This is a genomic window from Furfurilactobacillus cerevisiae (assembly GCF_048961765.1).
GTDB lineage: Bacteria > Bacillota > Bacilli > Lactobacillales > Lactobacillaceae > Furfurilactobacillus > Furfurilactobacillus milii_A.
Window position 1 is genome coordinate 121,852 of record NZ_CP185253.1, and the last position, 14,838, is coordinate 136,689.

Below are 14,838 nucleotides of genomic sequence, written 5' to 3' on the forward strand. Positions count from 1 at the left end.
CTGATGGCAAAGAAGAAAACGAAATTTGATTTTGATCCCGTCATTTCCGCACTTGGTGGGCGGGATAACGTGATGTCGGTCTCAGCGTCGACAGATTTAATGAAAATCACCACGAAGACCAAACTGACGGATGAGCAAGTTGCAGCGTTAAAAGCAATCCCCGTCTGGGACGATGTTAGCTTTAAGGGCCCGGACCTAAAGTTGGTACCGAATGACGACATTGAATTTGATGATTATGGCAGCCAGTTGACACAAGCGTTAACGCGGAACAACGCTAATATTAAAACGAAAAATGTGGTTGGCAGAGTACTCGACTTTGTTTCCCAAATATTCATTCCAATTATTCCGATGTTTGCTGGTTCCGGTATTCTGCGTGGTTTACTGGTTCTCTCAACTGAACTCCACTGGCTAAGCGCGAATAGTAGTACTTACCACATTCTGTATGCGGCTTCTAATGCAGTATTCTACTTTCTTCCAATCCTGCTGGCATTTTCAGCAGGACGAGCTTTCAAGGTTGACCAGATTAGTAGTGCTGTGATCGTAGCGGCATTGATGGAACCGAATATTGTCAATCTCCTTCACCACGGTGCGACCACCGGGATAACACACTTCTTTACCATTCCGGTGGTTCTGCAGCAATATTCTTCAACCGTGATTCCTGCATTCTTAGCAATTTGGTTATATAGCTATGCTGAAAAAGGTCTCAAACGTATTATTACGCCTACCTTACAAGTTATCTTTGTGCCGCTGCTAGCACTAGTTGTCGTTGTGCCTTTAGTCTTGATCGTTGTGGGCCCAATCGGCATATATCTAGGACAAGGATTAGCTGCAATTATGGCTTGGCTGGTAAAGGCAAACTCCACGATTACTGGAGCAGTGATCGGTGGATTGTGGCCGGTCTTCGTTATCTTTGGTCTACATTGGTCAATCATTCCGATTATCTGGGGCAACTTAGCTAGTGCAGGGCACGACTTCATCATTCCGATGGCGGCCACCTCTAACTTTGGTATTGCCGGTGCCGCAATGGGTGTGCTGATTCGAGCACGGATGGCTAAAACACGTTCCCTAGCCAGTTCAGGTTTGATCTCACTGCTAGTAGCCGGAATTGGCGAGCCAACTATTTGGGGATTTGCCATTCCAATGCGCCGTCCATTTATCGCCGCCTGCTTAGGTGGAGCTTCCGGGGGTGCCGTTATCGGATTTTTCCACGTTGATGGCGTCGCCGCAGTTTTCGGTGCTTTGACTACGCTCCCCGGTTTCGCCACACCAACTTTCATTTGGTACATTGTTGGCATTTCAGTGGCCTTTGTTGTCAGCACCTTATTGACGGTAATCTTTGGCTTCGATGAGACGAAATTAGGCGTTAACAAATAGCTAATAGTGCGAAATATGCTGTGTTGGGTTGGTACATTTCCTGGGAAATAAATAGAAGTGCCGGTTGAATGCTGGCGCTTTTTTCATGTTTGCAGCGCCACAGTGGAATACCCTAAAAGCGTGGAAAGCTGAGCAACAACCACCAACAAATGGCAGTGTAAAAACGATTTAGAGTGACTGATAAACATCTTAGATGGTAAAATTTGAGTATCCTGAGACAATTCAAAATGAGAGGTGCCAACATGCATATTGGTAAGCAGATTCAGTCTCATCGTCAGCAACTAAGATTAACCCAAGATGAGCTTGCCGAGCGACTATATGTGTCGCGACAAACGATTTCCAACTGGGAAAATGGGCGACATTACCCAGACATTGAAAATCTGCTATTGCTTAGCAATCTGTTTGACACCTCTCTAGATGAATTAGTGAAAGGAGATGTGGCGGTGATGCAACATAAAGTGTATACCGACAAAACAGATCGTGATGTGAAATGGATGTTTGGATTGACGGCTGCTGGGTTTATTGCGATAGTGCCATCGATGTTCTTACCAAGAGGAGGATGGGTGCTTCTAGCTCCCGGATTTTTCTTCGTTGCGGCTTTCCTGGTCAGTTGCCATATAGATTATCTAAATCACAAAGCTGATGTGCACACATATAAAGAAATTATCGCTTATATGAATGGCGAAAATGTTGATCAGTTACGCCAGCAACGTAATCGGCGGCGTGATGGATGGGACAAAACAAAAATTGTCCTGGCCTTCACGCTGAGTTGTGCAATTTTAGCGTTAGTTGCTATGGTTCCATATTTTATTTATCGTTTTATCGTTCAGCTAAGTTGATTACTGAGTGTTTAACTTTTCAAATTTCGAAGTCTCATAAAAAAATCGTTGACGTGCTGAACTGAAATGGTTATGCTTACTTTCAGTTAGTCATGGGCTAATAAATTTTAAGCAAAAGGAGTGCCAAACATGTCGTTAAAACAATTCTGTTGTTGTCAAAACTGTTTATCAACCAAGTCGATGACCATGGTGAACAATGTCTGTTGACACAACGGGATTTCTTTAATGACGATGGCACGCTAGTTTGAAGTTTGGCGGTCAACGTAAAAAAGAATCATGTGACAACGCATTTTGTCCATTCGTGGATAAGATGCGTTTTTTGTGCATGCTGGACGATTTAAAAATATTGTCGTTCATGTTTCACTGATGCAAATCTTATCCACATCAATTAATAAATTTGAGGGGTATGACAAGCATGAAATTACATTTAAAGCGACGTGGACGAGTTCTCACGTTAATGACGGTATTACTGGCACTTATGGCATTGGTACTAACGGCATGTGGCAAGAAAAACACTAGCAGTGATCGGCAGACTCTTAAACTGTCGGCCCAAGCACCGCTAGATACAATTGATTTGTCTAAAGCCACTGGTTATGGTCAAACCGGTAACGTATTCGAGAGCTTTTATCGGTTAGGTAAGAAGGGTAGTCTTACGCCCGGTTTGGCAAAGTCCGCTGAGGTTAGTCAGGATGGGAAAACTTACACTTTCCATTTGCGACCAAACTTAAAGTGGAGCAACGGCGATGCGCTGACGGCAAAGGACTTTGTTTATTCATGGCGGCGCACACTAACACCATCAACTAAGTCGCAATACGCATACCTGTTTGACGGCATTAAGAACGCAAACCGTGTAAATGCTGGTCAAGCGTCCGTCAAATCGTTGGGGATTAGTGCACCGAATAAAAACACGGTTGTTGTGCAGTTAGAGCGGCCAATTGCGTATTTTAAACTGTTGATGGCGTATAGTAGATTGTAAAATTAATCCGAACGCTGTTCGGACAAAAAAGATCAGCTTCCTTTAAAATGGTGTTTACAACAAACCCATCTTTTAGGAGCTGATCTTTTGTCTAGTATAACCTATTCCGAACGAATTAAAATCGAAACCTTTTGTGAACTAGGGCTGTCCAATATCCAAATGGGCGTTCGGCTGAACCGATCACCGTCAACAATTTCTTATGAATTATCTCGATGTCAACCTTATCAGGCTGAATTAGCACAAACAGATGCCTGTAAAAGGCACCCGTAAAATGTAGGAAAACGGCAGGTTAGAACTGTTGGTTTTCCTACATTTTTTGTATCATGAATCACATCAGAGTGTAGGAGGAATTTGATGTGAGACGTGATTTAAGAGAAGGAGTGACGATTTACGTGACTGAAAATATTAAGCCTAACTTCGCCGAGATTGCCCGGCAATATAATGTTGATTATCGAACCGTTAAGAAAGCCTATGAGGAAGTCAAAGCTGGACTTAAGGGCCGACCAAGTGGTCGACCGAAACGGCCAAGTTTACTGGATCCATTCAAGCAAACCATCGATTCAAAGCTTGAACTAAATTGTTCGGCTGCTTCAATTTTTAAATTTATCCAGAAGAAGGGCTTTACCGGCAGCTATACCCTCGTGAAAGATTATTGTCGCCAAACCCGCCGAGAACGAGTTAAGAAAGCTACCATTCGGATTGAACATTCCCCTGGTCTCTCTGCTCAAGTTGACTGGAAAGAAGAAATGGCCCTAGTGAGCAGCGAGGGTGAGCTGTTTAAATTCAATATTTTCTTGTATGTATTGCCTTATTCAAAACTCAAATATATGACACTAACCTTTGATCGGAGCCAAGATACCCTCTTTTCTTGCTTACACGACGCTTTCCTTCATACCGGAGGTATTCCGACGGAAATCTGGTTTGATAATATGAAAACCGTTGTGGATCATACAAAATCCCAGTTTGGCCACGCTGTCTTTAACGAACGGTTCCACGAATTCTGTAAAGATGCCGGTTTCACACCAATTGCTTGTCGACCATTCAGACCACAAACTAAAGGTGCAGTTGAAGCCCTTGCTCGCACGGTTGAACGTTTACGGCCATACAATACTGAATTTGCTGATGGAACTGAGCTAATCGAACTAGTTCATATGCTCCGAGATGATCTAAATCATGAAACTTCGCAGGCCACGGACGAAGTCCCGTACCTGAAATGGTTAGACGAAGAAAAAGAGTACCTTCATCGCGTTCCAGTTAATCTCCTTGAACCATACTTCGAAGAAAACATTACCCGTGTCGTTTCGAAGGAGGCCATGATCAATTTCCGCAAATGTAAGTACTCAGTAGATCCGCGATACATTGGTTGTACGGTTGCTGTTGAAATCTCCAATGATGAGCAGCGCATTCACATTTATTATAACGGAGAAGAAATTCGTACGCACTCCATAACTACCAATTCGCTGAATTATGACCCCCAAGATCAGTTCAATATCCTCAAATCTGATTTGCTTAAAGGGCGGACAGATGAAGACATTTCAGCTTACATTCGTGAACATATGACTGATTACGACAACTTATAGGAGGCTACCATGACCACTAATAATCAAATTCTTTTAAATAATCTTGAGCGCTTAGGGTTAAACAAAATCCGTGAATACTTGCCGAATTACCTTGATCAAATTCACACTGATAATCTGTCATTAACTGAGGCGCTAATTGATTTAACTAATTCGGAACTCCAGAATCGACACGAAGGTCAGATTGCACGGGCCATTGGCCGTGCTCGGTTCCCCAATACAAAATCCCTAGATACATTTGATTTTAGCTTTCAACCCAGTATGAATCGCCAAGAGGTTCTGGAATTCCAGAATCTGGCTTTTATGGAAAAGTCTGAAAACTTAATCTTTATTGGCAATCCGGGAGTCGGTAAAACCCACTTGGCAATTAGTATTGGGATTGAGGCCTGTAAACAGGGCTGTCGGGTTCTCTTTATTAATTGTCATGAGCTGTTGATTAGATTGAGAGCAGCTTACGAAAAAGGACTGCTTGATCGATCTCTAAGCCGCTATTCGCGCTATGACCTATTAATTATTGATGAAATTGGGTATTTGCCAATTGGTCACCAAGAAGCTAACCTCTTATTTCAGCTAGTCAATGCCCGCTATGAAAAGCATTCAACGATCATTACCAGCAATAGTGATCTATCCGCTTGGGTTGATATTTTCCAGAACCCAACTGTGACAGCAGCCATTCTCGATCGCTTGGTTCATCATGTTCACGTAGTGAAGATCACTGGTAAATCTTACCGATTACGTGGCCTCAAGTAACTGCCGAAAACCTACATTTCTTTCTGCCGAAAACCTACATTTTTAAACTGCCCTTGACAAGATGCCGAATACAAGCGATCACGATGTGGTCGGAAAACTAAGCTGAGCGATGAGTTAAAGCAAACAATTCTCAACCATTTACATCTAAGCTGGTCACCAGGAATGATTGCTCACGAATTTAAACTAGCGACTAAATCTATTTATAATTGGCTAAATCAGGGGAGAATTGGTTTCTCCTTGAATGATCTACCTGAACATGGCGTACGCCAACGGCGTAACGTTGACCAACGATCCAAATATAATCAATCTTTGGGGCGATCGATTGAACAGCGTCCCATGATGATTAATCAACGTAATCGCATCGGTGATTTTGAACTAGATACCGTCGTTGGCCCTCGTGGGCATAGTAAGGCAGTTTTATTAACTTTAATCGATCGCAAATCACGGTTCCTTTGGGCATATCGGTTAAAGGACCGAACGACAGCGAGTGTTAATGAAGCACTGACTAAGTTCCTAACAACTTTTAATGGACCGGTGCACAGTTTTACTGTGGACCGTGGTACTGAGTTTAGTGGGCTAGTATCATTTGAATCACAATATGGTATTAAGACCTATTACTGTCATGCTTATACGCCAGCTGAACGTGGTAGTAATGAACGCTTTAATCGGAATTTACGTTATTTTTATCCTAAGGGGACTCGTTTTGAGCACATTAGTGCTCAAGATTTAACGACGACGTTACTCCAAATTAACCAGAGACCGCTTAAAATACTTGACTGGAAAACACCGTATCAGGTTATGCTGACCAATTTGTCCAAAAATTCGGATTAAATTTGCAATCTACCGTATCCGCTATTTGCGCCGCAGAACCAACGAATCGTTGATAAATATGGTAAGAAGTATGCCACCTCTTCAAAGCATATGGTATACAGTGGTCCGTTTAAGATGACGGGTTGGAACGGTACCGGTAACCATTGGCAATTCGTCAAGAACAATCAGTACTGGGATAAAAAAGTCGTTAAGTTGCACAAAATTACGTACCAAGTTATTGGCAACAACACGACTGGTGTAGAAATTTTTGATCAAAAGAAATTAAGTTTGACGTTATTGTCTAACCAGCAGGTTAAAAACTACAAAGATGACCCGCGATTCCGTCAGTATCCATATTCTTACATGACGTATTTGAAATGGAATTTTCATGATTCTGATGCCACAAATAACAAGGCAACAAATAATTTAAACATTCGTCAAGCGATCGCGCTGTCTGTTAACCGAGCTCAGTTGACTGAAAAGGTTTTGGGTGATGGTTCACGCGTGCCAACTGGGTTTGTTCCAGGTGGATTAGCCACTGATGCCAAGAACAAAAAGGACTTTGCTAGTGAGCAGAAAGTTGCCCATACAGTCGCTTATGAACCGGCATTAGCCAAGAAGAAGTTTGCCACAGGTTTGAAAGAAATTGATCAGAAAAAAATCACACTTACCCTGCTGTCAACGGATGACGATGGCACGAGTCCGATGGTGGCACAATTCCTTAAGAGCCAGCTTGAGAAAAACTTGCCCGGACTGACATTGAACATTCGCTCAATTCCTTCTAAAGCTGCTAACCAGCAAGGTCAAAAGGGCGATTTCGATATCATGCTTTCAGGTTGGGGCGGTGATTTTAACGATCCAATTACCTTTTTACAAATTCCTCAGACAAATACGGCGTATAATTACGGTAAGTGGTCAGACACAAAGTACGATGATTTGATTGATCGCGCCCAAAATATAGATGCTAACGATTCTGAGAAGCGGTGGCAAGATCTGATTCAGGCCAGTCAATATTTAAATCAGGTACAAAGTTTCACACCACTGTATCAGGCAAACTATGCTTATTTGCAACAAAACAACGTTCAGGGAATCATTCATAACACGGCTGGTACTCAGTGGAACTACAAGTACACTAGTATCAAGTAACAAAAGTCTGGCAAATGTCATGAATGATTCTCAATTATGTAACTGGATTTTTAAGGGTCCTGTGTGATAGTCTTGTTGATATTAAAAAGGATCTTTAAGTGGCATTGTAAATGGAGGAATCACCATGGCAGCAGACGTTAAACCACGTTTGATCGACGACCAGCTTTGTGTCGCCGTTTATAACGCGAATAAATTATTTAATCATTTTTATATTGAAACACTGAAGCCTTACGGACTAACATTCCCACAATACATTGCCCTATGCGTGTTATGGGAACAGGACAAGTTAACGGTCAATGAAATTGGTGAACGTGTCAGCTTGGACAGCGGTACTTTAACGCCGCTATTACGTCGTTTGGAAGCCAATGGTTGGGTCAAACGGACACGGTCAAAGGTTGACGAACGTCAGGTTGTCGTTAAATTGACGGCTAAGGCGAAGTCCAAACGCGATGAAATTTACCAACATGTAACTGACTGTCAGGATTTGCTGAATTACGATGACGATACTTACGTAAACTCACGTTCAGCAATGTTCGATTTGTCAGATCGGTTAAAAGCTGTCGAAGGCGAAGATTTGTCCGCCAAGTAGTTGTTGCCGACAGTCAGAAATAAGTTATACAAAAACGCTGTGTAAGAAAATGGGTCACTAATGGCTCATTTGCTTGCGCAGCGTTTTTTGTGGAATCGAGTGATAGGCGAAGCTGTTTCAGACTGCTACTTTTCAACTTTTTGTATTTTGACTACCCTTGAGGACTGATGGCAACGGCCTTATTTGATCGGTGTAATGTGATTCCCAAAATAATTAGCCACGCCACAGTAATTAAGAAGTTGCCCCAACCAAATTTTGGAATTAAAGCGACTGCATTAAGACCAACACCGGGGATGAGGACTAACACGGTTATAAACGAGTTGGCTAGGCCAAGACTACTGGATTGACTGGCTGTATATACAGCAGCAAACGGCAATTTCATGCTTTGCCCAGCAATAATTTGAGAAATTAATAGCGAATAAAGCGTTGCATTAATATCCGTGATTAAGGCTTGCCAACCAAGTAATGGGGTTAATAACACCGCAAGCAACAGCGCTTGTGGGATTAATAATCTAGCAACAACCATCCAAATAGTTGTTTGACGAAAGACCTGTGCATGAAACTCAGGAATTACTTTAAAAACTTTCACAGCTTCGGGGGTACTACTGTATCGAAGATTAATGATCAGTTGTGGAATACTAAAAGACATTGCGTAAACAGTCAGCGTTAGCCAACGATTCTGCAAAAGTGCTTCCCAATGACCGCCGTCGATACCGAATTCGACAAGAAAAACGAATACGATGACCACGGTGAGCCCTAAAACAGGATATACCCGCAGATGATAGTCTCGTTCTGTTTGGTTGAGCCGCCAGGCCAGGTTGAAATACTCACGTTTGCGAAGGTTGTGACGGTATGGCAAGGCCATTAGCCGTTGCCAAACGCCAATACGTGGCGTTTTATCCGAATGAACGCCCAATTTTTCTAACATAACTTCAAATTGACTACTGATGTGAAGGTAGTAGACGACACTTAAGATTAATCCCAGGATAGCAAAGCCGGTGAAGATGATTAGACTTGGCGTCCATGCGCTTTGCCACGCAGCTAATGGGGCGGCAAACCAAAATGGAAAAGCGATGACGCTCCACCAGTGCCATATTGGTGAAATCGTAAAACTGACATTGAGATTATCCAGCAAGTTTGGCAACTGGGCAGCCGCATAGATTAAAATCATAAAAGCAATTTGAAAGACGTTAATCATATTGCGTAGCTTGTCGCCATTAAACGTATGAAGAATGACAAAGTATAGCAATAAGGCAACAAACGATGTGAAGATTGTGAATAAAACGACATCGATTAAAAACAAGATGGCAAATACTGGGGATGCTCGCCAAATCAATATCAGAAACGCTGGACCAACGAGTAGAAAAGCAATAGTACCAACATAGTAGCTGATGTGAATCAAACGCGCTGCATTCAACGTTTGATTGTTAACGCCACGAACGCCAATAATCTGTCGATCTCGCGGATCAAGTAATACGGACGAAAAACTCGATAAAATAGTGGTGAATAATATCATGAAATAGGCGAGAAAAAAGTAGCACATGGTCGAAAATGAAGTTCCGAATAATAGCAATAGTCCAAAAATTACGCCATAGATACCGTAATACCACAGTGATCGTAAAAGTCCACGCGCGGTGGGAATCTCGTCATCTTTCTTAGTGTTGTCTGTTTTCATCTGCATAAAGACAGTGAAAAATGAAGTGTCACGAGTGTCGAGTAATAGCTTATATGTCAAAATGAGTCGTAGTTGCCTGTAATTGACGTTGTGTTTGGCAAATAGTGATTGAAAGCGATCCAAAAAAACAAGTAGCCCACTTTCTTTGTTGGTTTTACTTTTTTTATAGAGCATTTAGGACACCCCCAATACGTCAATGAAGGCTTGGGCCTTTTCACCATGTTCTTTGAAACCGGTCATGTCGTTGAACAACTGCTGGAGGGTAGTGTCAGCGCTATTAGATAGGTCAGCAAACGTTCCGTGGGCCGCTACCTGGCCATCATGAAGTAATAAAATTTGGTCACTAACGGCCTGAACGACATCTAAAATATGAGACGAGTAAAAGATGGTTTTGCCTTGATCCCGAAGTTTGCCCAAGACCTCTTCAATAATTAGGACGGTATTGGCGTCGAGTCCATTCAATGGTTCATCCCAAAACAGTAAATCGGGATTGTGTAGCAGACTCGCGATAATCAATACGCTCTGCCGCATGCCTTTCGAAAAACTGCTGATGGGTTTATTGAAGCTGTCCCCATTGTCTAAAATGGTGAGCAACTGTTGCCCTTTGTAGCGAGCATCTGCCTCCGTTAATCCATAGAGTTGCCCAATAAAACTAAGGTATTCGTTGGCGGTGAGCGCTTCGAAAATATCAGCATTCTCGGGTACATAACCGATTCGCTGCATAAGTGCATCACGTTGATCGTGCAGCGACTGGCCCAAGATAGTTATTTCGCCGTCACTAGGTTCCTCTAGGCCAAGAATGATTTTTAAAGTGGTACTCTTACCAGCACCATTTTGACCGATATAGCCGACAATTTGACCAGCTGGAATTGCAAACGTCACGTCTCTTAGCACCTGATGATTTTCAAAATGTTTAGCCACATGGTTCAACGATAAAACATCTGCCATTTTAAACGCCTCCTATAAAATAACTTTTCTCTTATTTTACCGTAAGACAGATTTTAAATGGCAAAAAGAGAACTGGCTAAAACTGCTATCTAAAAAATATGAATTGAAGATTTGACAGTTCGCTCATTCTGTTTCACGTGTAACAAATTGCTAAAATTTGTGAAAACGCGATAAACGGATTACTCTCACAAATAAAAAGATGCGTTCTCGTCATTAGTTACTGATTTTTATGAAAAGTCATGTAAATATTAATATGACAACAGATTCAATGCACGCATTGTTAATGTTTTCACAGCTTGACAGATGAAAAAGATACTCCTACATTAATCATCGAAAGCGATTTCATTTTTCACAAAGTTTCGATATTGGAAATTTGTGTTGAAACTTTGATAAGCAGTAATTAAAAAACTGTCATGATTTATGAAAGGAGACCAGATATGGCCAATAAGATTAGTGGTTCAGATGCAGTATTGAAGGTAATTGAAGCGTGGGGCGTGGATCATATTTTTGGTTACCCTGGTGGTTCGTTTGATTCAACAATGAACGCTCTATATAAAGTAGATTGTAAAATTAATCCGAACGCTGTTCGGACAAAAAAGATCAGCTTCCTTTAAAATGGTGTTTACAACAAACCCATCTTTTAGGAGCTGATCTTTTGTCTAGTATAACCTATTCCGAACGAATTAAAATCGAAACCTTTTGTGAACTAGGGCTGTCCAATATCCAAATGGGCGTTCGGCTGAACCGATCACCGTCAACAATTTCTTATGAATTATCTCGATGTCAACCTTATCAGGCTGAATTAGCACAAACAGATGCCGAATACAAGCGATCACGATGTGGTCGGAAAACTAAGCTGAGCGATGAGTTAAAGCAAACAATTCTCAACCATTTACATCTAAGCTGGTCACCAGGAATGATTGCTCACGAATTTAAACTAGCGACTAAATCTATTTATAATTGGCTAAATCAGGGGAGAATTGGTTTCTCCTTGAATGATCTACCTGAACATGGCGTACGCCAACGGCGTAACGTTGACCAACGATCCAAATATAATCAATCTTTGGGGCGATCGATTGAACAGCGTCCCATGATGATTAATCAACGTAATCGCATCGGTGATTTTGAACTAGATACCGTCGTTGGCCCTCGTGGGCATAGTAAGGCAGTTTTATTAACTTTAATCGATCGCAAATCACGGTTCCTTTGGGCATATCGGTTAAAGGACCGAACGACAGCGAGTGTTAATGAAGCACTGACTAAGTTCCTAACAACTTTTAATGGACCGGTGCACAGTTTTACTGTGGACCGTGGTACTGAGTTTAGTGGGCTAGTATCATTTGAATCACAATATGGTATTAAGACCTATTACTGTCATGCTTATACGCCAGCTGAACGTGGTAGTAATGAACGCTTTAATCGGAATTTACGTTATTTTTATCCTAAGGGGACTCGTTTTGAGCACATTAGTGCTCAAGATTTAACGACGACGTTACTCCAAATTAACCAGAGACCGCTTAAAATACTTGACTGGAAAACACCGTATCAGGTTATGCTGACCAATTTGTCCAAAAATTCGGATTAAATTTGCAATCTACCATAACCAGAGTAATAAATTGAAGTTCATTCAGGTTCGTCACGAAGAGGCTGGCGCATTAGCTGCCTCAGCGGAATCAAAGTTAACTGGTAAGATTGGGGTTTGTTTTGGATCAGCAGGCCCCGGTGCCATCCACTTAATGAATGGCTTATATGATGCTCGTCATGACCACGCACCGCTGCTGGCCATTGTGGCCCAGGTGCCTTCAAGTAACATGAACCGGGATTTCTTCCAGGCCATGGATGAGGAACCTGCCTTCAACGATGTTGCTGTTTGGAATAAAACCGCAATGAACGCTGAAGGTTTGCCACAGCTGGTCGACGAGGGGATTCGGCACGCTTATAAGTATCACGGCGTTGCTGTGTTGACGATTCCTAAAGACTTTGGCTGGGCCATGATTGATGATACGTATGAATCAAACGCAGTTAATCACGTTGCGCCACTATATCCAGAGCCAGACCCGCAAAAAATCGATGAAGCCGTTAAATTGATTGAACAGGCTAAGGCGCCCATGATTTACTTCGGTAAAGGTGCGTTTGGTGCCGCTGATGAATTAAAGGCCGTTTCCGAAAAGTTTAAGATGCCATTGGTTTCATCTGTTTTGGGTAAAGGTGTTTTGGATGAAACGTATCCAGCCTACATGGGCTCAACAGGTCGGGTTGCACCTAAACCTGGTGCCGACCTCGGTTTTTCTACTGACTTAATTGTTTGGGTCGGTAATGATTCACCGTTTAGTTCGATGCTGTTTACTCCAAAGGCGAAGGTTATTCAGATTGATGTAGACTCGGAAAAGCTTGGCAAACGTCATCATATCGATGTGCCAGTTCTCGCTGACGCTAAGAAAGCATTGGCCGCCATCGCAGCTAAAGGTGAACAGCAGGAACCAAGTGCTTTTTACAAGGCTGCGTTAGCTGATAAAGAAAATTGGCGCGCTTGGCAAGACAGTTTCAAAGATGACGAAGAAGTACCGCTTCGTCCAGAACCAGTCTTTAACGTGCTGAACCAGACGGCTAGTGATAAAGCTGTCTTTGCCGTTGATGTTGGTAACGTCAACATTAATTTTGAACGGTTAGTTGATATTCATGGTGATCAAAAATGGACGACTTCCGGTCAATACGCAACCATGGGTTATGGTTTGCCAGCTGCGATTGCCGCAAAAGTCAATTACCCACACCGCGATGTATACAGTCTGAGCGGTGACGGTGCGTTTGCCATGCTGATGGAGGAAATTCTGACTCAGGTTAAGTATCACCTGAATATTGTGAACATCGTCTTCAGCAATGAAACGCTGGGCTTTATCGAAGCTGAACAAAAAGATGACAGTAATCAACCACTCTCCGGTGTTGATCTGCCAGCAACGGATTGGGCCGCTATTGCCCGCGGAATGGGTGCCGAAGCTTATACTGTTAAGACACTGGATGACTTCAAACAAGCCATGGCTGCCGCAAAGCAGGCGAGTGCGCCAGTTGTCATCGACGTGAAGTTTACTCACGAGATGCCATTGACGACGCAACACATGTTCCTTGATCCGAGCTTCCAGCCTAAGGACAAAGTGGATGCCTTTGTTGAAAAGTATCAAGCTCAGGCACTGAAGCCCTTTAGCTACTTTTTGAAGCAAGCCTCCGGTAGTAGTGATGATGAAGCCGATGCATCGACAGGTGCTTCGGAAGACACGGAGGAGGAAACACCTGCTGAAGCTGACACGCAGTCAGGCGATATTGATGCTTCAACTGGGGCTTCTGAGGAAGATTAGTTGTCAATTTAATCATTGAGTTTGTTCGCTAACCGATAAATATGAGATTGAATGTCAGCGAATACAAAATGCCATGTGCTAAAGTCGCCACAAAAAGTGGGGATGATAGACATGGCATTTTTGTTTAATTGGGCAGAAGTAGAGCCAGACGAATACGCAATGACAACGACCGATGGCAGTATTGTTGATTTGGGTGAACGAAATTATCTGCGTATCGATGGCAATGGGGATGAAGATAGCGTCGAATTTCGTCGTGATGCGACCAGCATGATTGCTTTAGGCGAGTTCTTGTCCGAGGCGCCGAAACATGATATCACGATTGCATCATTTCGCAATTTCATTCATTACCCACTGATGGTTAACTGGTATGGTGATTTGCACGCACCTCACGAACGTTTTCAGATGAGAATGAAACAACCTAACTTTATGCCAAACGAAGCTGTTACAGCGGCAATTGATCAACTACGTGGCAAAATTCCCGTCGTTGGTGATGTAACCTATGAGCGATTTAAAGAAGGCCTGGAAGCTCAGGTGAGCCAAACTGGTCTAGCCACACCGGAATTAGTCGAAAGATTACAAATGTTTATCGGCAATAGCCCGTTTGTTATTGAACATGGCGATGATTGGCACCGAGAGCTGTATTTGAACGATGTGTCGACGTTGCCACAATCCCAATGGCAAATTATTTTGCGCCAACAAATTAGTGTTGCTGATCCAGTAGCGGCGCGCAATTTCCCGATCATCACAAATTGACTTGGGATAATTTTCACATTGACAAACAATTTGAAAACTAATATCTTTATG

11 protein-coding genes and 4 pseudogenes are annotated in these 14,838 nt (G+C 42.6%); 13 read left to right on the forward strand and 2 right to left on the reverse strand.

What is annotated here, in order from left to right:
• Window positions 1-3: 3 nt before the first annotated feature.
• The 9 genes and pseudogenes from ABUE36_RS00530 to ABUE36_RS00570 all read left to right on the forward strand — a co-directional run bounded on the left by ABUE36_RS00530 (window position 4) and on the right by ABUE36_RS00570 (window position 8,061).
• On the forward strand, window positions 4-1,374 hold the full coding sequence (locus ABUE36_RS00530) for a PTS transporter subunit EIIC (protein WP_287707544.1): 1,371 nt from the start codon (window positions 4-6) through the stop codon (window positions 1,372-1,374).
• 242 nt (window positions 1,375-1,616) lie between these two features.
• Complete coding sequence (locus ABUE36_RS00535) at window positions 1,617-2,213, forward strand: helix-turn-helix transcriptional regulator (protein ID WP_178941779.1); 597 nt, start codon at window positions 1,617-1,619, stop codon at window positions 2,211-2,213.
• A gap of 415 nt (window positions 2,214-2,628) precedes the next feature.
• Window positions 2,629-3,177, forward strand: a pseudogene (locus tag ABUE36_RS00540) (ABC transporter substrate-binding protein); the annotation flags it as partial.
• A 99-nt stretch (window positions 3,178-3,276) separates the two neighbouring features.
• Window positions 3,277-3,441: pseudogene (locus ABUE36_RS00545) on the forward strand (helix-turn-helix domain-containing protein); the annotation flags it as partial.
• Window positions 3,442-3,545: 104 nt separating this feature from the next.
• Window positions 3,546-4,769 carry an IS21 family transposase gene (gene istA, locus ABUE36_RS00550; protein ID WP_003555353.1) on the forward strand — a complete coding sequence of 408 codons (1,224 nt, stop codon included), beginning with the start codon at window positions 3,546-3,548 and terminating at the stop codon, window positions 4,767-4,769.
• A gap of 9 nt (window positions 4,770-4,778) precedes the next feature.
• Window positions 4,779-5,516: an IS21-like element helper ATPase IstB gene (gene istB / locus ABUE36_RS00555; RefSeq protein WP_014386885.1), complete on the forward strand. Its 738-nt coding sequence runs from the start codon at window positions 4,779-4,781 to the stop codon at window positions 5,514-5,516.
• 60 nt (window positions 5,517-5,576) lie between these two features.
• Window positions 5,577-6,347 (forward strand): annotated as a pseudogene (locus ABUE36_RS00560) (IS30 family transposase); the annotation flags it as partial.
• Window positions 6,348-7,472, forward strand: coding sequence for a peptide ABC transporter substrate-binding protein (locus ABUE36_RS00565; protein ID WP_421017493.1), 1,125 nt, complete (start codon window positions 6,348-6,350; stop codon window positions 7,470-7,472).
• Window positions 7,473-7,596: 124 nt separating this feature from the next.
• Window positions 7,597-8,061, forward strand: a complete 465-nt coding sequence (locus ABUE36_RS00570) for a MarR family winged helix-turn-helix transcriptional regulator (protein WP_161000705.1) — start codon at window positions 7,597-7,599, stop codon at window positions 8,059-8,061.
• A gap of 151 nt (window positions 8,062-8,212) precedes the next feature.
• Here the strand turns inward: ABUE36_RS00570 and ABUE36_RS00575 are convergent, their stop codons facing one another.
• Together ABUE36_RS00575 and ABUE36_RS00580 are read right to left on the reverse strand one after the other, a co-directional pair.
• Window positions 8,213-9,910 (reverse strand): hypothetical protein, encoded by a 1,698-nt coding sequence (locus tag ABUE36_RS00575; RefSeq protein ID WP_161000704.1) that lies wholly within the window; start codon window positions 9,908-9,910, stop codon window positions 8,213-8,215.
• Window positions 9,911-10,684: an ABC transporter ATP-binding protein gene (locus ABUE36_RS00580; RefSeq protein WP_161000703.1), complete on the reverse strand. Its 774-nt coding sequence runs from the start codon at window positions 10,682-10,684 to the stop codon at window positions 9,911-9,913.
• Window positions 10,685-11,121: 437 nt separating this feature from the next.
• Here ABUE36_RS00580 and ABUE36_RS00585 point away from each other — a divergent pair.
• The 4 genes and pseudogenes from ABUE36_RS00585 to ABUE36_RS00600 all read left to right on the forward strand — a co-directional run.
• Window positions 11,122-11,274: pseudogene (locus tag ABUE36_RS00585) on the forward strand (thiamine pyrophosphate-binding protein); the annotation flags it as partial.
• A gap of 65 nt (window positions 11,275-11,339) precedes the next feature.
• The gene (locus tag ABUE36_RS00590) at window positions 11,340-12,269 is read left to right on the forward strand and encodes an IS30-like element ISLpl1 family transposase (protein WP_096109805.1); all 930 of its coding nucleotides are present in this window, start codon (window positions 11,340-11,342) and stop codon (window positions 12,267-12,269) included.
• Window positions 12,259-14,034 (forward strand): pyruvate oxidase, encoded by a 1,776-nt coding sequence (gene spxB, locus ABUE36_RS00595; protein ID WP_421017494.1) that lies wholly within the window; start codon window positions 12,259-12,261, stop codon window positions 14,032-14,034. Before ABUE36_RS00590 ends, spxB begins: the two co-directional genes overlap by 11 nt.
• Before the next feature lie 111 nt (window positions 14,035-14,145).
• Window positions 14,146-14,787, forward strand: coding sequence for a hypothetical protein (locus ABUE36_RS00600; RefSeq protein ID WP_161000701.1), 642 nt, complete (start codon window positions 14,146-14,148; stop codon window positions 14,785-14,787).
• Window positions 14,788-14,838 lie beyond the last annotated feature (51 nt).